This window comes from Sphaerotilus mobilis, assembly GCF_004216565.1.
In the GTDB taxonomy this organism is placed as follows: Bacteria; Pseudomonadota; Gammaproteobacteria; order Burkholderiales; family Burkholderiaceae_C; genus Sphaerotilus; species Sphaerotilus mobilis.
This window is the reverse complement of record NZ_SGWV01000011.1, coordinates 37,186-56,621: the sequence shown is the minus strand read 5'-3', so window position 1 is coordinate 56,621 and position 19,436 is coordinate 37,186. Positions and strand designations below refer to the sequence as shown.

The 19,436-nt window shown below is 67.5% G+C and carries 19 protein-coding genes and 1 tRNA gene; 5 read left to right on the top strand and 15 right to left on the bottom strand.

The window, feature by feature from the left end; all coding sequences use genetic code 11:
* Window positions 1–88: 88 nt before the first annotated feature.
* Window positions 89–859, bottom strand: coding sequence for a YecA/YgfB family protein (locus tag EV685_RS15505; RefSeq protein ID WP_130482961.1), 771 nt, complete (start codon window positions 857–859; stop codon window positions 89–91).
* Between the two features lie 57 nt (window positions 860–916).
* Between EV685_RS15505 and EV685_RS15500 the strand changes: the two genes are divergently transcribed.
* The gene (locus tag EV685_RS15500; RefSeq protein WP_130482960.1) at window positions 917–1,519 is read left to right on the top strand and encodes a cob(I)yrinic acid a,c-diamide adenosyltransferase; all 603 of its coding nucleotides are present in this window, start codon (window positions 917–919) and stop codon (window positions 1,517–1,519) included.
* On the opposite strand, the gene EV685_RS15495 is transcribed toward EV685_RS15500, so the two are convergent.
* The 4 genes from EV685_RS15495 to EV685_RS15480 form a co-directional block, all read right to left on the bottom strand.
* The gene (locus EV685_RS15495) at window positions 1,513–1,815 is read right to left on the bottom strand and encodes a hypothetical protein (RefSeq protein WP_130482959.1); all 303 of its coding nucleotides are present in this window, start codon (window positions 1,813–1,815) and stop codon (window positions 1,513–1,515) included. The two genes, EV685_RS15500 and EV685_RS15495, sit on opposite strands and share 7 nt — an antisense overlap.
* Window positions 1,816–1,886: 71 nt before the next feature.
* Entirely contained in the window at window positions 1,887–3,005 is a 1,119-nt protein-coding gene (locus EV685_RS15490; protein WP_130482958.1) for a 3-deoxy-7-phosphoheptulonate synthase, read from the bottom strand.
* Window positions 3,006–3,282: 277 nt separating this feature from the next.
* Window positions 3,283–4,746: a metalloprotease TldD gene (tldD, locus tag EV685_RS15485; protein ID WP_130482957.1), complete on the bottom strand. Its 1,464-nt coding sequence runs from the start codon at window positions 4,744–4,746 to the stop codon at window positions 3,283–3,285.
* Window positions 4,747–4,842: 96 nt separating this feature from the next.
* Window positions 4,843–6,135 carry a DUF5666 domain-containing protein gene (locus EV685_RS15480; RefSeq protein WP_130482956.1) on the bottom strand — a complete coding sequence of 431 codons (1,293 nt, stop codon included), beginning with the start codon at window positions 6,133–6,135 and terminating at the stop codon, window positions 4,843–4,845.
* A 192-nt stretch (window positions 6,136–6,327) separates the two neighbouring features.
* Here EV685_RS15480 and dinB point away from each other — a divergent pair, with 192 nt between their 5' ends.
* Window positions 6,328–7,548 (top strand): DNA polymerase IV, encoded by a 1,221-nt coding sequence (gene dinB / locus EV685_RS15475; RefSeq protein ID WP_242615649.1) that lies wholly within the window; start codon window positions 6,328–6,330, stop codon window positions 7,546–7,548.
* On the opposite strand, the gene EV685_RS15470 is transcribed toward dinB, so the two are convergent.
* The 7 genes from EV685_RS15470 to petA all read right to left on the bottom strand — a co-directional run bounded on the left by EV685_RS15470 (window position 7,509) and on the right by petA (window position 12,250).
* On the bottom strand, window positions 7,509–7,907 hold the full coding sequence (locus EV685_RS15470; RefSeq protein ID WP_130482954.1) for a YbaN family protein: 399 nt from the start codon (window positions 7,905–7,907) through the stop codon (window positions 7,509–7,511). The genes dinB and EV685_RS15470 overlap by 40 nt on opposite strands.
* 37 nt (window positions 7,908–7,944) lie before the next feature.
* Window positions 7,945–8,020: transfer RNA gene (locus EV685_RS15465), tRNA-Thr, on the bottom strand.
* An 84-nt stretch (window positions 8,021–8,104) separates the two neighbouring features.
* Entirely contained in the window at window positions 8,105–8,671 is a 567-nt protein-coding gene (locus EV685_RS15460) for a ClpXP protease specificity-enhancing factor (RefSeq protein WP_130482953.1), read from the bottom strand.
* Between the two features lie 15 nt (window positions 8,672–8,686).
* A complete protein-coding gene (locus EV685_RS15455; protein WP_130482952.1) occupies window positions 8,687–9,301 on the bottom strand; it encodes a glutathione S-transferase N-terminal domain-containing protein in 615 nt (204 codons plus the stop codon).
* A gap of 125 nt (window positions 9,302–9,426) precedes the next feature.
* Window positions 9,427–10,209 carry a cytochrome c1 gene (locus tag EV685_RS15450; RefSeq protein WP_207224845.1) on the bottom strand — a complete coding sequence of 261 codons (783 nt, stop codon included), beginning with the start codon at window positions 10,207–10,209 and terminating at the stop codon, window positions 9,427–9,429.
* A 25-nt stretch (window positions 10,210–10,234) separates the two neighbouring features.
* A complete protein-coding gene (locus tag EV685_RS15445; protein WP_130482951.1) occupies window positions 10,235–11,635 on the bottom strand; it encodes a cytochrome b in 1,401 nt (466 codons plus the stop codon).
* Window positions 11,636–11,653: 18 nt separating this feature from the next.
* A complete protein-coding gene (gene petA / locus EV685_RS15440; protein ID WP_130482950.1) occupies window positions 11,654–12,250 on the bottom strand; it encodes a ubiquinol-cytochrome c reductase iron-sulfur subunit in 597 nt (198 codons plus the stop codon).
* A 256-nt stretch (window positions 12,251–12,506) separates the two neighbouring features.
* Between petA and mscL the strand changes: the two genes are divergently transcribed.
* Together mscL and EV685_RS15430 are read left to right on the top strand one after the other, a co-directional pair.
* Window positions 12,507–12,932: a large conductance mechanosensitive channel protein MscL gene (mscL, locus tag EV685_RS15435; protein ID WP_130482949.1), complete on the top strand. Its 426-nt coding sequence runs from the start codon at window positions 12,507–12,509 to the stop codon at window positions 12,930–12,932.
* 267 nt (window positions 12,933–13,199) lie between these two features.
* A complete protein-coding gene (locus tag EV685_RS15430) occupies window positions 13,200–14,690 on the top strand; it encodes an aldehyde dehydrogenase family protein (protein ID WP_165396825.1) in 1,491 nt (496 codons plus the stop codon).
* Window positions 14,691–14,718: 28 nt separating this feature from the next.
* On the opposite strand, the gene EV685_RS15425 is transcribed toward EV685_RS15430, so the two are convergent.
* Window positions 14,719–15,912 (bottom strand): amino acid aminotransferase, encoded by a 1,194-nt coding sequence (locus EV685_RS15425; RefSeq protein WP_130482947.1) that lies wholly within the window; start codon window positions 15,910–15,912, stop codon window positions 14,719–14,721.
* 255 nt (window positions 15,913–16,167) lie between these two features.
* On the opposite strand from EV685_RS15425, the gene EV685_RS15420 reads away from it, so the two are divergent.
* The gene (locus tag EV685_RS15420; RefSeq protein ID WP_130482946.1) at window positions 16,168–17,013 is read left to right on the top strand and encodes a response regulator transcription factor; all 846 of its coding nucleotides are present in this window, start codon (window positions 16,168–16,170) and stop codon (window positions 17,011–17,013) included.
* A 23-nt stretch (window positions 17,014–17,036) separates the two neighbouring features.
* On the opposite strand, the gene EV685_RS15415 is transcribed toward EV685_RS15420, so the two are convergent.
* Window positions 17,037–17,966: a DMT family transporter gene (locus tag EV685_RS15415; protein WP_275938356.1), complete on the bottom strand. Its 930-nt coding sequence runs from the start codon at window positions 17,964–17,966 to the stop codon at window positions 17,037–17,039.
* Between the two features lie 9 nt (window positions 17,967–17,975).
* Window positions 17,976–19,253 carry a lysophospholipid transporter LplT gene (lplT, locus tag EV685_RS15410; RefSeq protein WP_130482945.1) on the bottom strand — a complete coding sequence of 426 codons (1,278 nt, stop codon included), beginning with the start codon at window positions 19,251–19,253 and terminating at the stop codon, window positions 17,976–17,978.
* Window positions 19,254–19,436: the final 183 nt, after the last annotated feature.

Below are 19,436 nucleotides of genomic sequence, written 5' to 3'. Positions count from 1 at the left end.
AGTGTGTCATCACCCCAAGCGGGTGTTCTGATGATCGTCAAGTTGAAGGGGGGCTCCGGATCCGTGGAACCCCGCATGGCCTGAACGCTCAGGTGCCGTCCTTGCCGTGGCAGACCTTGAACTTGCGGCCACTGCCGCAGGGGCACGGGTCATTGCGGCCGACCTTGGGCTGCTCGCGGCGCACCGTCTCGACCTTGACGCGCGCGGCGCGGGCCAGGTCGGCCAGTTCGACGACGTTGCCCACCAGGTCATCGATGGCGGCGTCCAGCGAGGTCAGCGGATGTTCCTGGTCCAGCGCCTGTGACTCGGCGCGCTCCTCGTCACTCTGCTCGGGCAGGTGCCGCCACAGGCAGGCCAGCAGGTCCGGCAGTTCGGGCGCATCGAGCGATTCGAGGTCGTGGAAATGCTCCAGCGCGTGTTCGAAGCCGATCACCCACGGCGCGAGCGCGGCGGTCATGGCTTCCTTGCCCTTGAGCGGGTTGCCGTCGTCGTCCAGCGGCTGCATCACCAGCGGGTCGAACCAGCCGTCGATCAGGCCTTGCGCGAGCGCATCGTGCCGGCGCATCACCAGTTGCAGCAGGCGCTCGTGCTTGGCGCTGTGCCAGCCGGCGGTGTCGGGCGTCAGCACGCTGCCGGCCGGCGCATCGGCAGCAGCGGCTTCCGCCGCACCGAGCAAGTTCCAGTCGAAGGCCGGCGGCTGCCACTGCGCCGGATCGATCACGCGGGGCTGGGCGAGCACGCCGCAGAGGTAGCCATCGAGCATGACCACGTCCAGCGCCTCCAGAGGCTCCGGGATCGCGGCCAGCAGGTCATCGAGTTCGCCGATCTCGGCGTCGGTCAAGTCGGCAATCGTGGCCATGGGTGCTCTCCAGCTCTCCAGAAAACGGGCATTGTGCCGGCGCTACGATGTCGGCCTATGGGACACCGACTCACACAGATCAGCACCCGCACGGGTGACGATGGCAGCACCGGCCTGGGCAACGGCCAGCGCGTGCCGAAGAACCACCTGCGCATCGCCGCGATGGGCGATGTCGACGAGCTGAACTCGCAGCTTGGCGTGCTGCTGGCCGAGCCCTTGCCGGCCGATGTGCGCGAGCTGCTGGTCGTCATCCAGCACGAGTTGTTCAACCTCGGCGGCGAGCTGTCCATCCCGGGCTACACGCTGCTGAAGGTCGAAGCCGTCGTCCGGCTGGACGAGGCTCTGGCGCTCTACAACGCCCAGTTGCCTCGGCTGAAGGAGTTCATCCTGCCGGCCGGCACCCGCAGCGCCGCGCTGGCCCATGTGGCCCGCACGATCGCCCGCAGGGCCGAACGCGCCGTCGTCGGTCTGGCCGGTGTCGAGGCCGTCAACGAGGCGCCGCGCCACTACCTCAACCGCCTGTCGGACCTGCTCTTCGTGCTGGCCCGCGTGCTCAACCGCGCCAACCTCGACGGGCTCGGCGGCGACGACGTCTACTGGCGCAGCGAGCGTCTGACGCGCAGCGAATCAGCGGACGCCGAGGGCCAAGACGGTCAGTAGCTGACCTTGCCAGTTGCGACGTCCACACGGACGGACTCACGCCCGGAAGCCGCGACCGCCGCGCGGGCGTACTGCGCCGCCCAGGCCGCGTCGGCGAACTGTTCCGGCCCACCGGTGGCCGCCAGCGCGAGCAGCTTGTCGGCCACCAGCACCTTGCCCGAGGCCCGCAGAGGCTCGCAGTCCAGCGCGACGAATTGCTCATCGAGCCAGCGACGTGCATCGATCGCATCAAGGCCGGCCTCGGCAGAAAGGCTGAGCTGCTCGCGTTCGGACCAGCTGACGGTGACGTGGGGCATGTCGTGTTCTCCGAGATCTTGGGGTTGGCGTCGATGCTAGCGGGGCTGCATCGACGCCTTCAAGCGCAGGATCAAGCGCGCTGCGCCTTCACCGCGTCGGACAAGGTCTGCAGCACGGCGGCCGAATCGTCCCAGCCGATGCAGGCGTCGGTGATGCTCTGGCCATAGGCCAGCGCCGCCGGGCTGTCCTGTCCCGGGTTGAACTTCTGCGCGCCGCCGACCAGGTGGCTTTCAACCATCACGCCGAAGATGGAGCGGCTGCCGGCGGCCATCTGCGCGGCGATGTCTTGCGCGACGTCGATCTGGCGCTGGTGCTGCTTGCTGCTGTTGGCATGGCTGCAGTCGACCATCAGGCGCTGTTCGAGCTTGGCCGCGCCCAGGTCGGCACAGGCCGCAGCGACATGGGACGCGTCATAGTTGGGCGCCTTGCCGCCGCGCAGGATGACGTGGCAGTCGGCGTTGCCGCGGGTTTCGACGATCGAGACCTGACCGTTCTTGTGCACCGACAGGAAGTGGTGCGGACGGGCTGCGGCCTGGATCGCGTCGGTGGCGATCTTGATGTTGCCGTCGGTGCCATTCTTGAAGCCGATCGGTGCCGACAGGCCCGAGGCCAGTTCGCGGTGCACCTGGCTTTCGGTGGTGCGTGCGCCGATGGCGCCCCAGCTGATCAGGTCGCCGATGTACTGCGGGCTGATGGTGTCGAGGAACTCGCTGCCGGCAGGCATGCCCAGGCGGTTGATGTCGACCAGCAACTGGCGCGCGATGCGCAGGCCCTCGTCGATGCGGAAGCTGCCGTCCAGGTAGGGGTCGTTGATCAGGCCCTTCCAGCCCACCGTGGTGCGCGGCTTCTCGAAGTAGACGCGCATGACGATCTCGAGCGTGTCGGCGAACTTCTCGCGCAACGGCAGCAAGCGGCGGGCGTAGTCGAGTGCGGCAACCGGGTCATGGATCGAGCAAGGTCCGATCACCACGAGCAGTCGGTCGTCACGGCCATGCAGGATGTCGCGGATCTTCTGGCGCGTGCCGCAGACCAGGCTTTCCACGGCGGTGCCGCGGATCGGGAAGAAGCGGATCAGGTGCTCGGGCGGCGGCAGCGGGGTCACGTCAACAATCCTTTCGTCATCGGTCTGCGAGGTCTTGTCGATCGGGGCCTGCCAGCGATGGGCGGCGTTGTCGTGCGGAGCGGTCATGGTCGGGTCCTGTGATGACGGAAAGGGGTAATGGGAAGGGGCAGGGGAAGGGCAGAGGAAGGAAAGAGAGAAGTCAAACGGGCAAAAAAAAACCGCCGGAGCATCCGGCGGTTCTTGATCGGTCTGTCGCTGCTTTGCGCGTGCGTTCAGGCCTCTCCTCCGCCGGTGCGGGGTGAGAACCAAAAGGTCGCAAAGAAAAACGAGTGCCGAGACATGCCAATGACTTTAGCACGCGGCCCCTGACGCCTGGCCTACGTGCTTTCCGCAGGAGCGCGCGTCAGCCGGTGCCGCCCACGGTGATGCCGTCGATGCGCAGGGTCGGCTGGCCAACGCCCACCGGCACGCTCTGGCCTTCCTTGCCGCAGGTGCCCACGCCAGGGTCCAGCGCCATGTCGTTGCCGATCATCGAGACGCGGTTCATAGCGTCCGGGCCATTGCCGATCAGCGTCGCGCCCTTGACCGGGTAGAGCAGCTTGCCCTTCTCGACCCACCAGGCTTCGCTCGCCGAGAACACGAACTTGCCGCTGGTGATGTCGACCTGGCCGCCGCCGAAGTTGCTCGCGTACAGGCCGCGATCGATGCTGGCGATGATCTCCTCGGGCGTCTTGTCACCCGGCAGCATGTAGGTGTTGGTCATGCGCGGCATCGGCACGTGGGCGTAGCTCTCGCGGCGGCCGTTGCCGGTCGGAGCGACCTTCATCAGACGGGCATTGGTGGCGTCCTGGATGTAGCCCTTGAGGATGCCGTCCTCGATCAGCACGTTGCGCTGCGAGGCATGGCCCTCGTCGTCGATGTTGAGCGAGCCGCGCCGGTCGGCCAGCGTGCCGTCATCGAGCACGGTCACGCCCTTGGCCGCCACGCGCTGGCCGATGCGGCCGGCGAAGGTGCTCGAACCCTTGCGGTTGAAGTCGCCTTCCAGCCCGTGGCCAACGGCCTCGTGCAGCAGGATGCCGGGCCAGCCCGAGCCCAGCACGACGGTCATCTCGCCAGCCGGCGCGGCCTGGCTGTCGAGGTTGGTCAGCGCCGCCTGCACGGCCTGGTCGACGTAGCGGGTGATGACGTCGTCCTGGAAGTGGCCCATGCCGAAGCGGCCACCACCACCGGCCGAGCCGATTTCGCGCCGACCGTTCTGCTCGGCGATCACCGTGACCGACAGCCGCACCAGCGGGCGCACATCAGCCGCCAGCGTGCCGTCGGCGCGGGCGATCAGCACGACGTCGTATTCACCGGCCAGGCCGGCCATGACCTGCACCACACGCGGGTCCTTGGCGCGCGCCATGCGCTCGACCCGTTCGAGCAGCGCAACCTTGGCGGCGCTGTCCAGCGTCGCGATCGGGTCCATGCCTGCGTAGAGGCTGCGGCTGGCCGCGACCTGCTGCGGCGTGTCGACCTTGACGCGCCTGCTCTGCCCGGCCGCCGCGATGCTGCGCACCGTGCGCGCGGCATCCAACAGCGCGGCTTCGGAGATGTCGTCCGAGTAGGCGAAGGCGGTCTTCTCGCCCGCCACCGCCCGCACGCCCACACCCTGGTCGATGCTGAAGCTGCCGCTCTTGACGATGCCCTCCTCCAGACTCCAGCCCTCGCTGCGGGTGTACTGGAAGTAGAGGTCGGCATCGTCGACCTTGTGCGCCGCGATCGTGTTGAGCGCCCGGCTGAGGTGCGCATCACTCAGGCCATAAGGCTCGAGCAGCAGCTGGCGGGCGATGACGAGGCGTTCGAGGGTGGGTTCGCGGGAGATCATGGAGCCATTCTAGGCAGGGGGTGAAAGGCCTTCGCACAAAGAAAAACCCCACGGCGGGGGGCCGTGGGGTCGTGTCGTGTCGAGACTCGGGTGGTGTCAGTCTTCGCGCTTGATGCGGGTGGCGATCAGGTTGCCGGTGGCGCGGTCGAGATTGCCCTTGATCTCGAGTTTCTGGGTGCCGAGACTGGCTTCACTCACTTCGAGCACGCCAGGGGTGGTATCGCTGTAAGTCACGGTGATGGGATCGGTGTTGCGCTTGGTGACGACGAAGGTGTTGGCAACGGTGTCCACGCGTCCGATCTCCGTGGCGAGGGCATAGAACTCGCGTTCATTCTCGTCTTCCAACTCAATCTTCGTGGCGATCAGGACGCCATTCACGTCAATGGTGCCCTTCACCTCGAGCAGCGCAGAGGTGGCCGCCAAAGCCGCGTAGTCCAAGCCGCTGCCTTCGAATTCCACGGCGCCCAACCTTCCCGAGACCTTGACATCAACGCCATTGATGACGAGGGTGGTGGTATTCGCTACGGCATCAACATCAGCCGACTCAACATAGCCCTGCACTTCGACACGCGAACGGTCACGGCGCTCCAGCGAACGGCTGCGCTGCGACTTGAGCTCCGCGACGTCCCAGCCGTTGGCGGGTCTAACGGCTGCCGGCGTGATGCGCACGCGCACGAACGGGTTTGTGCCGCTCGGCACGGTGATCCCGGTCAAGTCGACCGGCTCTCCGCCGATCTGGTAGTTACCAGCGGTGCCGGTCAGTGCACCGGCGAGGCGGAACTGGAAGCTGCTACTCAGCCCGGCGAGACCCGCATCGGTCGCGGCCTTGATCTCGATATAGGTGGCGACCCAGTCGGTGGCGGCGGCAGCCGCGGCGCGACGGCCGTGGACCTTGACGATCTGGCCAGTACCCAGACCCAGCGCGGATGACACGCCCGACGAGCGGTGGATGAAGGTGTTGTTCGTCACCGCGATGGTCTGTCCCAACACTTCGATCGTGCCGTTGCCATTCACGTCCAGCGTGTCGGCGGTCACTTCACCAGCCAGATCGCTGTGAATCTCGAAGGCCTTTGCGACGCAGACAGGCGTGGCGGCGGTGGTGCAGCTGCTGTCATCAAAAGAGACGTCCACCGACATGCCCAGACGCAGCTTGCTGTCGTCCGACGCGTCCTCGCCCGAGACCGAGATGCCGCTGTCGTCGTAGCGCACGCCACCGATGACCACCGAACCAAAGCCATTGACCGTGCCGGATGCCGTGGCGCCGGTGCCGCCCGCGCCCACACCGCCGCCGCCGCAGGCCGCGATCACGGCAGCGAACACGCCAGCCAGCGTCAGTTGCAAAACGCGCTTGGCCGGCGCAACGGTGTCTCGAGAGATCTGTGGTGACATGGTGTGACTCCTTGGTTTGCGGCGGCTGAGACGGGTGGTCTGTGTCTTCTGGCCTTCGATGTGGGAAATCATCCCATCTTCTGCGTCGGTTCGCAAGCCTCTCTTGTAAGTCAAACTTGCCAAGCTGAACGCGCGTCCGACGCAACAACCGTGACATCTCCCCTCCCCGATCGGCTGATCGCACACCTCGACATGGACGCGTTCTATGCATCGGTCGAATTGGCGCGTCGTCCCGGGTTGCGGGGCAAGGCGGTGGTGGTGGGTGGGCGGCGGTCGGCTCCGGCCGATGCGCTGGAGGGCGCGCCACTCACTGGCTACGTCGGTCGGGGCGTGGTGACGACCGCGACCTACGAAGCGCGCGCCTTCGGCGTCCACTCCGGCATGGGGCTGATGAAGGCCGCTGTGCTGGCGCCGCACGCCGTCCTGCTTCCGGCGGATTTCGACGAGTACCGGCGCATGTCGCGGCTGTTCAAGGCAGCGGTGGCCGAACTGGCGCCGACCATCGAGGACCGCGGCATCGACGAGATCTACATCGACCTGAGCGACCTGCCCGGCGCGCGTGAGGCGGTCGGACACGACCCGCTGGGTGGCTTGCGCGCGATCGCCCGGGAGCTGAAGAACAACGTGCGCGCCGCGACCGGCCTGAGCTGCTCGATCGGCCTGTCGCCCAACAAGCTGCTGTCCAAGATCGCCAGCGACCTGGACAAGCCCGACGGCCTGACGGTGGTCATGCCCGAGGACATCGCCACGCGGATCTGGCCGCTGCCGGTCGGGCGGATCCATGGCGTCGGTCCGAAGGCGAGCGCGCGTTTGATCGAGCTGGGTGTGCCAACCATCGGCGCACTCGCGCAACAGCCGCTGGCCTGGCTGGTTGAGCACTTCGGCGAACACCACGGCGCGTGGTTGCTGGAGGCTGCCCACGGCCGCGACGACCGGCCCGTGGTGCGCAACAGCGAACCGGTGTCGATGAGCCGCGAAACCACCTTCGATCGCGACCTGCACCCGCGCAACGACCGCAGCCGGCTGTCCGACATCTTCACGACGCTGTGCCAACGGGTCGGCGACGACCTCGCGCGCAAGGGCTATGTCGGGCGCACGGTGGGCATCAAGCTGCGCTTCGACGACTTCCGCACCGTCACCCGCGACCTGACGCTGCCCGGGCCCACAGACGACGGCGCGGTGATCCGCGCGGCGGCCGGGCAGTGCCTCAAGCGCATCACGCTGTCACGCCGGATCCGGCTGCTGGGCGTGCGGGTTGGCAACCTGAGCCGGCCGGGTGCGATCGTCCAGGAACCAGCGGCAACAGCGCCTCAGAAGGCCGCGACGGCGTCCGCAGCCAAGCCACGGGTGCCGAGCGGCAACGGCGGCGATGGCTACTCGATGTCCTTGTTCGAAGACGAGGCGGGCGCCTGAACCTCGGGCGGTGCGCTCGGACGTCGCCACATCCAGACCAGCACGGCCGCGCAGCACAGCGCAGGCAGCCAGGGCAGACTCGGCAGGCGGGTCCAGGCCCAGGCGCTGCCGGCGGCCATCATCACGGTGGCCATCTGCTTGGCCCGCAACGGAATGGCACGGTCACGGCGCCAGCCGATCACCATCGGGCCGAAGCGGGGATGGGCCAGCAGCCAGCGCTCCCAGCGCGCGCTGCCGCGTGACCAACAGGCGGCCGCGAGCAACACAAAGGGGGTGGTGGGCAACAGCGGCACCACGATCCCGACGATGCCGACGATCAGGCTGATCGCGCCGGCCAGCATCCACAGGGATCGTTTCATCGCGGTGTCGTGGGACGGGAGGTGGTTGACGCAGCGTTGGTGCCGGCTGTCCGAATCGAACGGACGACCTTCCGCTTACAAGGCGGGTGCTCTACCAGCTGAGCTAAGCCGGCTGCGTCGGTCAGACGTGAAACGAGGCGCGATTGTAGAGGGCGTCTCGTGGGGTCCTGCAGGGCTGCGAGAGCCGCCGGGCAGGCCTACTTGATGCGCTTGAGCGAGGGCCGGGGAGCCCCGCCCGATGTCGGCGGCACGGGGTCGTCATCGCCGCCGTTGGTGTCGGCCACGCCCTCGGCCGTCGAGGCATCCGTGCCCGGCACGCTGGCCAGACGCAGCCCGACCACCGGTGCCGGCGCGCCGTCCTGGGTCTGTGCCTGCGCGCCGTCGGACGGGCCGCCGACCTGGTCGCCACCGACGATCGGCGTCGATTCGGTCGGCACCGGGAAGGCCATGCCCTGGCCGTTCTCGCGGGCGTAGATGGCGATGACGTGGTCGACCGGCACGATGATGTCGCGCGCGACGCCGCCAAACCGGGCCTTGAACTCGACATAGTCGTTGCCGAGGCTCAGGCCATTGGTGGCGTCGATGCCGACGTTGAGCACGATCTCGTGGTTCTTCACGTACTCCATCGGCACCTGCACGCTCGCATCGACGTAGACGGCGATGTAGGGCGTGTAGCCGTTGTCGGTGCACCAGTCGTGCAAAGCCCGGATCAGGTAGGGCCGGGTCGAGGACGCCTGGGCGTCCGGTGCGGTCGGGATGGGCATCGTCGCAGCGCCTTCTTACTTGCGCATCACCTTCTCGGACGGCGTCAGTGCCTCGATGTAGGCCGGGCGCGAGAAGATGCGCTCGGCGTACTTCAGCAGCGGCGCCGCGTTCTTCGACAGGTCGATGCCGTAGTAGTCCAGGCGCCAGAGCAGCGGCGCGATGGCCACATCGAGCATCGAGAAGTCGTCGCCCAGCATGAACTTGTTCTTCAGGAAGATCGGCGCGAGCTGGGTCAGGCGGTCGCGGATCTGCGAACGGGCTTTCTCCAACTGCTTGTCGTTGCCCTTGGGCACGCCACGGCCTTCCAGCACGTTGACGTGGGCGAACAGTTCCTTCTCGAAGTTGAAGAGGAACAAGCGCACACGGGCACGTGCCACCGGGTCACCGGGCATCAGCTGCGGGTGCGGGAAGCGCTCGTCGATGTACTCGTTGATGATGTGCGATTCGTACAGGATCAGTTCGCGCTCAACCAGGATCGGAACCTCGTTGTACGGGTTCATCAGCGCGATGTCCTCGGGCTTGGCGAACAGGTCGACATCGCGGATCTCGAAATCCATGCCCTTCTCGAACAGGACGAAACGGCAACGATGCGAATAGGGGCAGGTGGTGCCGGAGTAGAGGACCATCATGGCTGGAGTCGCTCCCAAGAGGACGCACAAAAGGCGGGACACAAAAACAAAATCGCGCAGCAACGGTTGCCCGCCACTGCGCGCCCACGCCGAGGGCCTCTGAGGGGCCCCTGGCGGTCAGGCCGTCACTTCACGTCTTTCCAGAACGCCGCGTTCAGGCGCCAGGCAATCGTCGTGAAGATCGTCAGGAACAGCAGCACCCAGACACCCAGCTTGACGCGGGTGGTCTGTGCGGGCTCGCCCATCCATTGCAGGTAGGCCACCAGGTCGCCGACCGCGCTGTCATAGGCCAGCGCGTTCAGCTTGCCGGGGGTGACCTGCTCGAAGCCCTTGAAGACGTGGATCTTCTTGTTCGGATCGTGCGCGTCGACCTGATCCTCGTAGACCGCACGGCGCATGCCCTGCAGTTCCCACAGCACATGGGGCATGCCCACGCTCGGGAAGGCCAGGTTGTTCCAGCCGGTCGCCTTGGTGTCGTCGACGTAGTAGGTGCGCAGGTAGGTGTAGAGGTAGTCGGCGCCCGAGCCACCCGAACCAGCGCGCGAACGGGCGATCACGGTCAGGTCGGGCGGCGTGGCACCGAACCAGTCCTTGGCCTGACGCGGATCGAGGTTGACCTTCATGACGTCGCCGACCTTCTCGGTGGCGAACATCAGGTTGGCCTTGATCTGCTCTTCGCTCAAGCCGATGTCGCGCATGCGGTTGTAGCGCATGTAGGCGGCCGAGTGACAGTTCAGGCAGTAGTTGACGAACAGCTGGGCGCCGCGCTGGAGGGCGGCGGTGTCCTGCATCTTTTCGGCCGGGAACTTGTCCCAGGCGATGCCTCCGCCAGCGGCGTGCGCGGCCGGCGCGAGCAACGCGGCGCAGGCAACCAGGGAAGCGAGCAAGGCGGCAATACGCTTGATCATGATGGTGATGGCTCCGTGTGCCGACTCAGTGGGCTTCGAACGTGACGCGGTCCGGGACCGGCTTGAACTCGCCGATCTGGCTCCACCACGGCATCAGCAGGAAGAAGCCGAAATAGAACAGCGTGCCGACCTGGGCCACCAGCGTGCCGATGTCCGACGGCGGCTGGATGCCGAGGTAGCCCAGCACCAGGAAGAACACCACGAAGACGCCATACAGATAGCTGTGCCACGTCGGACGGTACCGGATCGACTTGACCGGGCTCTTGTCCAGCCAAGGCAGGAAGAACAGGATGATGACCGCACCGCCCATCACCACCACGCCCCAGAACTTCGCGTCGAAGGTCTTGAGCAGGGCGATGCCGACCAGCGCACCGATCAGCACGGCGCCCTTGGCCTTGCCGGACAGGCCGCCCTTGAGCACCGTCAGCACAGCGCCGAGCGCAACGATCACGCTCAGCACGTTGACCATCACGTCGGTGGTCGCACGCAGCATCGAATAGAACGGCGTGAAGTACCAGACCGGCGCGATGTGCGCAGGGGTCTTCAGCGGGTCGGCCGGAATGAAGTTGTTGTACTCCAGGAAATAGCCGCCCAGCTCGGGGCCGAAGAACACGATGGCGGTGAAGATCATCAGGAAGCCGCCCACACCCATGATGTCGTGCACCGAGTAGTAGGGGTGGAAGGGGATGCCATCCAGCGGGATCCCGCGCTCGTCCTTCTTGGCTTTGATCTCGACGCCATCGGGGTTGTTCGAACCCACCTCATGCAGCGCGATGATGTGCGCAACCACCAGACCCAGCAGCACCAGCGGCACGGCGATGACGTGGAAGCTGAAGAAGCGGTTGAGCGTCGCGTCGCTGACGACATAGTCACCGCGGATCAGCAGCGCCAGGTCCTCGCCCACGAAGGGCACGGCCGCGAACAGGTTGACGATCACCTGGGCGCCCCAGTAGGACATCTGGCCCCACGGCAGCAGGTAGCCCATGAAGGCTTCGGCCATCAGGCACAGGAAGATCGCACAGCCGAAGATCCAGACCAGTTCGCGCGGCTTGCGGTAGCTGCCGTAGATCAGGCCGCGGTACATGTGCAGGTAGACCACGACGAAGAAGGCCGAGGCGCCGGTTGAGTGCATGTAGCGCACCAGCCAGCCCCATGGGACATCTCGCATGATGTATTCGACCGATGCGAAGGCCAGCGCCGCATCCGGCTTGTAATGCATCACCAGGAAGATGCCGGTGACGATCTGGATGACCAGCACCAGCAGCGCCAGCGAACCGAAGAAGTACCAGAAGTTGAAGTTCTTCGGTGCGTAGTACTCCGACAGGTGCTCCTTGTAGAGCTTGGACGCCGGAAAGCGGTTGTCGACCCAGGTCAGGAGCTTGAGTGCCGCCGATGCGTCGGCGGGAGCCTCTTTGAATTCAGCCATGTTGTCCTCGATTCCTCGTCAGGCCTTCTTGTCTTCACCAATCAGCAGCTTGGTGTCGGACAGGTACATGTGCGGCGGCACCTCGAGGTTGTCCGGCGCGGGCTTGTTCTTGAACACGCGGCCAGCCAGGTCGAAGGTCGAACCGTGGCAGGGGCACAGGAAGCCACCGGTCCAGTCGTCGGGCAGCGAGGGCTGCGGGCCGGCCTGGAACTTGTCGCTGGGCGAGCAGCCCAGATGCGAGCAGATGCCGACGACGACGAGGTACTCGGGCTTGATCGAGCGGGCCGCGTTCTTGGCGTATTCGGGGGTGGGGTAGGCCTTGCGATCCGAGTTGGGATCGGCGAGCTGGCCATCCAGCTTCGACAGTTCAGCCAGTTGCTCGGGCGTGCGGCGCACGATCCAGACCGGCTTGCCACGCCATTCGACCGTGAGCTTCTCACCGGGCTGCAGGGCACCGATCTCGACCTCAACGGCCGCACCGGCCGCCTTGGCGCGCTCGGACGGAGCAAATGTGCTGACGAAGGGCACCGCAACGGCCGCGCCGCCGATCGCACCTGCGCAGCTCGACGCAATCAGCCATGTCCGCTTGGCCTGGTCGACTTGCTGGTCACTCATGTGAGTCCTCGTGGAAAAGTAAACCGGTCTGTTATGGGAGCAACCCGCGATTCTAGTCCACGCCCTGCGGGATTCCCTGACACCGGCAAGCCGGCCGCCACGGCGCTGCGCCCGATGGCTGTCAAAAAAACGACAGCGTCTGCGGCCCGGTTGCGCCGGATTGACAGCCCGGACTCCCCGGGAATACTGCACGCCTCGCCGGTACCCAGGAGGTACCGAATCCAAAGAACCGAACGACACACAGAGGATCGATGCCATGAGCGTGATGAGCGAATTCAAGGACTTTGCCGTCAAGGGCAATGTGGTCGACCTGGCGGTCGGCGTGATCATCGGCGGCGCTTTCGGCAAGATCGTCGACTCGCTGGTCGGCGACGTCATCATGCCCATCGTCGGCAAGATCTTCGGCGGGCTGGACTTCAGCAACCACTTCATCCCGCTGGCCGGTCAGACCGCCACGACGCTGGTCGAAGCCAAGAAGGCTGGCGCGGTGCTCGCCTACGGCAGCTTCATCACGGTGGCGCTGAACTTCGTGATCCTCGCCTTCATCATCTTCATGATGATCAAGCAGATCAACCGCCTGAAGGCCGAACCCGTCGCAGCCCCCGCCGCGCCGGCCGAGCCGCCGCCCCCGGCCGAGGACATCGTGCTGCTGCGCGAGATCCGCGACTCTCTGAAGCGCTGAGTGGGCCTCGCCCGCCGGGTTCGGCGGGCGATTGCCCGAGGGGATGACGGCCGGCTTGCGGCGGCCTGGTTGACGACGTCGCGGCGAGTCGTGACAAACCTCGTGGCCTGCGCGCCACGGGGCAGCAACCCGATACACACCTGACGTGCGCGCACCACAAGGTCGGGGGGTCGACTCCTAAGATGCAACGCACCTCGTCGGCGCTGCAACAACGTCGACCCACGGACCGCCGACGCAAGCCTGGCCCGAGGGTCGCAAGGACCCCGATTGGCCCCGACCCTGCCCACCAGCCTGCGCGCCCCTCTCCCCTTCGACCCGGCGCTGGTCTGCATCGCCGGCCAGTGGCGTCGGCCGCAGGGCCTGCACACGCTGCCGCTGATCGACCCCTCGACCGGTGTTGAACTGGGCCGGATCGCCCGCGCCGGTGCGCCAGAGATTGACGCCGCCGTGCAGGCCGCACGCTGTGCCTTGCGCGCGGACGAGCCGGGCAGCTGGGCCCAGGCCAGTCCACACGAACGCAGCCTGTGCCTGCAACGCATCGCCGCCCTGGTGCGTGAGCGGGTTGATGAGCTGGCACACCTGGAGGCGCTGGACGCCGGCCTGCCCGTGTCACGCGGCCGGGCCGATGCGACCGCACTGGCGCGTCGCCTCGAAGGCTGGGCGGCACAGATCGGCCAGACCTCGGGCAGTGCCCAAGCGGTCATGCCGGGCCAGACCCTGCTGAGCTGGCGCGAACCCCTGGGCATCGTCGGCCTGATGCTGCCCACACAAGGCAACCTGCCGCTGCTGGGCGACTGCGTCGGCGCGGCGCTGGCGGCGGGCAACGCCTGCATCGTCAAGCCGGCCGAGACGGTGGTGCTCAGCGTGCTGGCGTTCGCCCACATCTGCCACGAGGCCGGCGTGCCGGCGGGCACGCTCAATGTGGTGCCGGGCCTGAGTCAGGAGGCTGGTGCGGCGCTGGTCGAACACCCGGGCGTCGCGCACGTGACGGTGGCCGGATCGGCCCAGACCGCCGCTGCCGTCCGGGCCCTGGCCAGCCGCCATGGCAAGGACCTCACGGTGCTGCAGGTCGGCAGCCTTCCGCACCTCGTGTTCGAGGACGCCGACCTGGACCGCGCCGTGCCCGAGCTGGTTGCAGCGGCCGTGCACCGCTCGGGCCAGAGCCTGGCGCGACCGACCTGCATCCTGGTCCGGCGCGGCACCCAAGCTGAGCTGCTGGACCGCATGGCGCAGCGCTATCGCCAGCTGCGGGTCGGACCGGCGCTGGCCGATCGGGACCTGGGCCCGATGGCCTCGCCGCATCGGCGCGACCAGGTCGAGAGCCAGATCGCCTTTGCCGGCGAAAGCGGCCTGCGGCTGGTGGCGCAAGGCGAGATCGACACCGAGGCCGCCGGCCTGGGCGGCTACTGGGTCCGGCCGACCCTGCTGACCCCTTGGACCGCCGCCTGGACCCGGCGCATCGCGGTCGACCCTGCGGGGCCGGTGCAGGTCGTGATCCCCTTCGACGACGAGGACGAGGCCATCGCGCTGGTCCATGCCTGCGAACCGCTGCGCGGCGCCAGCATCTGGACCCGCGACGGGGCCCGTCAGTGGCGACTGGCGCATGGCCTGCGCGGCGAGCGCATCAGCATCAACGGCAGCGACGATCCGGGCACGTCCACCGCGGCCGGTCAGGCGCCGTCACTGGCCACCTGGGGCATGGACCTGCGCGAGCGCTACACCCGCATCAAGTCCATGCGCATCCAGCACGACGCCTGAATCCAGCCCAGCGCGGCTGCCGGCGCGCTTACTTCAGCACCGCCGCCATGGCGCGCGCCGTGGCCTCGACGTTGCCGGTGTTGAGGCCCGCCACGCACATCCGTCCGGAGCGCACAAGGTAGACGCCGTGAACCTCGCGCAGGGTGTCGACCTGAGCCGCGCTCAGACCGGTGTAGCTGAACATGCCGCGCTGGCTCAGGAAGTAGCCGAAGTCCCGGCCCGGCAGCATCTCGCCGAGCACCGCATGCAGGCGCTGGCGCATGGCCTGGATGCGCTGGCGCATGGCAGCCAGTTCGTCGGACCACTGCTGCTGCAATGCCGGCGTGCCCAGCACACGGGCGACGATGCGCGCACCGTGGGTCGGCGGGCTGGAGTAGTTCTTGCGCACGGCCATCTGCAACTGGCCCTCGACCAGACGGGCCTCGGCCGGCGTCGGGCAAACCACGCTGAGGCCGCCCACGCGTTCGCCGTAGAGCGAGAAGCTCTTGGAGAAGCTGTTGGCGACGAAGAAGGCGATGCCGGCATCGGCCAGCGCACGGATCGCATCGGCGTCCTCGGCGATGCCGTCGCCGAAGCCCTGGTAGGCGATGTCGACATAGGGCAGCAGCTCGCGTTCGACCAGCACGGGAATCAGCTCGCGCCACTGCGCCGGACTCAGGTCGACACCGGTCGGGTTGTGGCAGCAGGCATGCAGCAGCACGATGCTGTGACGCGGCAGGCCGCGCAGGGTCTCGAGCATCGCGTCGAAGCGCAGGCCACCGGTGGCGGCGTCGTAGTAGGGGTAGGTGTGGACCTGGAAACCGGCGCCCTCGAACATGGCGCGGTGGTTGTCCCAGGTCGGGTCGCTGACCCAGACGGCTGAGCCGGGGAAGTACTTCTTCAGGAAGTCGCCGCCGACCTTCAGGCCGCCCGAGCCACCCAGCGTCTGCAGCGTCACGACGCGGCCGTCGCGGATCGCCGGATGGTCGGCGCCGAACAGCAGTTGCTGGACCTGCGTGCGGTAGTCCGGCAGGCCGAGCATGGGCAGGTAGGAGCGCGCACCGATCGCCTGTGCCAGCTGCGTTTCAGCCTCGCGCACGGCGCCCATGACGGGCAGGCGACCGGCGTCGTCGAAGTAGATGCCGATGGACAGGTTGATCTTGTCGGCTCGCGGGTCCTTCTGGAAGTTCTCGTTGAGCGTCAGGATGGGATCGCCCGCGTAGGCGTCGACGTGTTCGAACATGGCTGGACTCCGTGGCGCGGCCGCAGGGCCGGTCGTTGAATGCGCAAAACGCCGGATTATCGGATCGCGTCCGCAGCCCGCACGCGTCACCGGAATCGGCAAATTTGCCGTCGGCAGATGCATCACGGCACCCGACACCCCCGTGGATGCGGGGTCATCCCTGCGCGTCGCCAAGGATGACCTTGACCCAAGGTGCCCGGCGTCAAAAGATGACCAACCGTTTCGACCTGTAACGGCAACCACCGGGAATCACGCATGACATCCACCCACCGGGTGGCCTTCGTGGGCTTCGCGCCCTTCGAGCGCAGCACGCTGGAAAGCTATTTCCGGCTGGCGGCTGCGCGCGACCCTGTCGGCTACGTGATCGGCCAGGACCTGCAGGACAGCGACCTCGTGGTGGCCAATGCCGAGCAGCCCGAGGCCTTGCTGGCGATCGGCCGGGCCGGACGCATGCGCGACACGGTTCTGGTGGGCGGCCCGAGCGCACCAGCCAGCGTCGGCGCCCACCTGGCCCGTCCGATCGACGCACTGCAGATCCGCCGCGCGCTCGATGCGCTGGCCCAGCGCCACCAGACGCAGCGGCCAAGCGGCCGGGCCCGCCAGCAGGCGGCGGACAGCACGGCGCAGGTCGGCGACTTTCACACCAGCGAGGGCTACAGCAACTCGGTGCTGGTGGAGGGCGAGCTGCGCCTGGACGAAGTGCTGGTGGTCAGCGCAAGCCCGGCCGAGCGGGGCCTGCTCGACGACATGCTCAGCCACTGCGGCTACGGCGTGACGCTGGCACGCAACCCAGAGCGGGCGATCGAGCTGTGCGAGTCCCAGAGCTACGGCTTTGTCTTCCTCGGCCTGGGTCAGGACGGCGTCGACAGCTACCAGATCTGCCGCAGCATCCGGCGTCGACCGACGGGCGGCGGCATCGCACCGGTGGTCGTGGCGCTGGCACACCACCACGGTGCCATCGACCGCATTCGCGCCACGTTCGCCGGCTGCGACGCATATCTGACGACGCCTTTGGACGAGTCCGAGCTGGTGCGTCTGCTGGCCCAGCACGACCGCGCCTTCGAACGGGTGTTCGAGCCGACCGCGCCGATCCAGCAGTGAGCTCGCCGTGAGGCAGGCTGGGCTCAGCGCCCCTGCCAGGCCGCCAGCAGCGTCGCCCCGAGGATCAGTGCGCCGCCGAGCAGCAGCATCGGCGTGAGGGTCTCGCCGGCCCACCACACAGCGGACAGCGAGGCGAACACGATCTCACACGGCATCACGACCGAGGTGACATTGGCCGGTAGCCGCGCCGCGCCGTATTGCAGCGCGAGGTTGGCCACGAGGAAGGCCGCCGCCAGGCCCAGCGCCGGCAACAGCCAGCTTGCCTGCAGCGGCGGCGGTGCCTGCAGGCCAAGGCCCGACAGCGCCGGCAGGCCGAGCGAGCCGGCCCCCACCACCAGCAGCGAGACCAGCGCGCCGCCGCCGAACATGGCCATGGCGCGGCCTTCCTCGGGCAGATCGGCCGAGCGCTTCAGCATCACGTTGTTGAGCGAGAAGAAGAAGCCCGCCGCCAGCGCCAGCGCATCGGCCAGCAAGGGCATGGCCGCCGCTCTCGGCGCCTGTGTCTCATGGCCGGCGGTGATCACCAGCGCCGCGCCGCCCAGCGCCATCGCCACCCTCAACCAGACCTGCGCATGGGCACGCTCGTGCAGCAGCCAGCGCGCCAGCACCACGGTCCACAAGGGGGTCAGGTAAAACAGCAGGACGACCCGGCTGACATCGCCGATGGTCACGCCCCAGTTGAAGCCGAGGTTGGTGCAACCGGATGCCAGGGCAATCGCCCACAAGCTTCGGTGACGTTGCACCTGTCGCCAGGCACCGGGCCGGACCAGGGTGACGACCAGGACCGCGCTGCCGTAGATCAGCGCGGTGCTCCAGAGGGCGTGCAGACCGGCGTCCTGCAGCTGCCGGAACGGCCACCACGACAGACCCCAGGTCAAGGCGTTGAACATCAGGGCCAGCACGGCCAAGCCGCTCACGCGGCTGACCGCACCGGCGGTGCGCGCGGCATCCACGTCGGTCGTTCAGTGACCGTCGCTGCGGGCCACGGCCAGCAGCCGGGCCAGTTCGTCGGGATGGTCGCGCAGGTTGCGCTGATGCCAGCGGCCGATCAGCCACATCGTGCCAGCCACCAGCAGACCGAAGATGGTGATCGCGCCGAAGGCGCTGAGACCCCCGCGGGTCATGCCGGTGTAGAAGGCCCCGAGGGCCAGGATGCAGGCCTGCTCGTTGAAGTTCTGCACGGCGATCGAACGGCCGGCACCCATCAGGTTGTGGCCGCGGTGCTGCAGCAGCGCGTTCATCGGCACGACCAGGAAACCGCCCAGCCCGCCCAGCAGGATCAGGAAGGGCGCGGCCACCCAGACGTTGTCGATCACGTTCATGCCGACGACCAGCAAGCCCATCGCGATGCCCAGCGAGATCACGCGGGTGGCCTGGTCGAGCTTCATCGCCACCGACGCGACGATGGCGCCGACCGCCGTGCCCACCGCCACCACCCCGACCAGCGAAGACGCCTGCGTGGTCGAGTAGCCAAGCGCCGCCGCCGCCCAGGCCAGCACGATGTAGCGCAGGTTGCCCGAGACGCCCCAGAACAGCGTCGTCGTCGCCAGCGAGATCTGGCCGAGCTTGTCGTTCCAGAGCTTGGCGTTGCAGTCGGAGAAGTCGCGCACCAGCGCCAGCGGCTGTGCCGGGAAAGGCTGCAGCGGCGCGTCGGTGCGCGGGATGTAGAGGTTGAACAGCGCCGCGATGATGTAGAGCGAGACCAGCGAGGTGATCGCCGCCTCCGGCGCGGTGTCGATGCCGGTCTCGATGCCGGGCAGGTCGAAGGACGTCAGCCACGGCGCGATGTGCGGGCCGACCAGCTGACCACCCAGCAGCACGCCCAAAATGATCGAGCCGATCGTCAGGCCCTCGATCCAGCCGTTGGCCTTGACCAGTTGGGACGGCGGCAACAGCTCGGTCAGGATGCCGTACTTGGCCGGCGAGTAGGCCGCAGCGCCCAGGCCCACCACCGCATAGGCGAGCAGCGGATGGGTGCCGAACAGCATCAGCAGGCAGCCGACCACCTTGATGCTGTTGGAGACGAACATGACCTTGCCCTTGGGCACGGCGTCCGCGAAGGCACCCACGAAAGGCGCGAGCACGACGTAGAACAGCGCAAACATCGGGACCAGCGCGGCCCGTTGCCATTCCCCGGCCCCGGAAGTGCGCAGCAGTTCGACGGCCGCGACGAACAGGGCGTTGTCTGCCAGCGAGCTGAAGAACTGCGCTGACATGATGGTGTAGAAACCTTTTTTCATCCGGCGCAGGTGGGTGAGCGATCCCTGTCGGACGGCGTCTCCCGCCAGGACGGGCGGAAGGGCCGGGATGCACCGAGGGTCGCGTGTGATCGCGGCGGGGTTATAGCACGGCACCTGACGCGCTTCGGCTCCTGTCATACCCGCCATTCCGGGGCTGCGAGCCCGCGTGACGGAGGCCTCGCA

Bases quoted from the DNA above. Each gene is read 5' to 3' on its own strand.
- petA (WP_130482950.1), bottom strand. From the start codon at position 12,250: ATGAGTGACCAGCAAGTCGACCAGGCCAAGCGGACATGGCTGATTGCG.
- EV685_RS15455 (WP_130482952.1), bottom strand. From the start codon at position 9,301: ATGATGGTCCTCTACTCCGGCACCACCTGCCCCTATTCGCATCGTTGC.
- EV685_RS15470 (WP_130482954.1), bottom strand. From the start codon at position 7,907: ATGAAACGATCCCTGTGGATGCTGGCCGGCGCGATCAGCCTGATCGTC.
- EV685_RS15490 (WP_130482958.1), bottom strand. From the start codon at position 3,005: ATGACCGCTCCGCACGACAACGCCGCCCATCGCTGGCAGGCCCCGATC.
- EV685_RS15480 (WP_130482956.1), bottom strand. From the start codon at position 6,135: ATGTCACCACAGATCTCTCGAGACACCGTTGCGCCGGCCAAGCGCGTT.
- EV685_RS15450 (WP_207224845.1), bottom strand. From the start codon at position 10,209: ATGATCAAGCGTATTGCCGCCTTGCTCGCTTCCCTGGTTGCCTGCGCC.
- mscL (WP_130482949.1), top strand. From the start codon at position 12,507: ATGAGCGTGATGAGCGAATTCAAGGACTTTGCCGTCAAGGGCAATGTG.
- EV685_RS15425 (WP_130482947.1), bottom strand. From the start codon at position 15,912: ATGTTCGAACACGTCGACGCCTACGCGGGCGATCCCATCCTGACGCTC.
- EV685_RS15460 (WP_130482953.1), bottom strand. From the start codon at position 8,671: ATGCCCATCCCGACCGCACCGGACGCCCAGGCGTCCTCGACCCGGCCC.
- EV685_RS15420 (WP_130482946.1), top strand. From the start codon at position 16,168: ATGACATCCACCCACCGGGTGGCCTTCGTGGGCTTCGCGCCCTTCGAG.
- lplT (WP_130482945.1), bottom strand. From the start codon at position 19,253: ATGAAAAAAGGTTTCTACACCATCATGTCAGCGCAGTTCTTCAGCTCG.
- EV685_RS15495 (WP_130482959.1), bottom strand. From the start codon at position 1,815: ATGCCCCACGTCACCGTCAGCTGGTCCGAACGCGAGCAGCTCAGCCTT.
- EV685_RS15505 (WP_130482961.1), bottom strand. From the start codon at position 859: ATGGCCACGATTGCCGACTTGACCGACGCCGAGATCGGCGAACTCGAT.
- dinB (WP_242615649.1), top strand. From the start codon at position 6,328: ATGGACGCGTTCTATGCATCGGTCGAATTGGCGCGTCGTCCCGGGTTG.
- EV685_RS15500 (WP_130482960.1), top strand. From the start codon at position 917: ATGGGACACCGACTCACACAGATCAGCACCCGCACGGGTGACGATGGC.
- tldD (WP_130482957.1), bottom strand. From the start codon at position 4,746: ATGATCTCCCGCGAACCCACCCTCGAACGCCTCGTCATCGCCCGCCAG.
- EV685_RS15445 (WP_130482951.1), bottom strand. From the start codon at position 11,635: ATGGCTGAATTCAAAGAGGCTCCCGCCGACGCATCGGCGGCACTCAAG.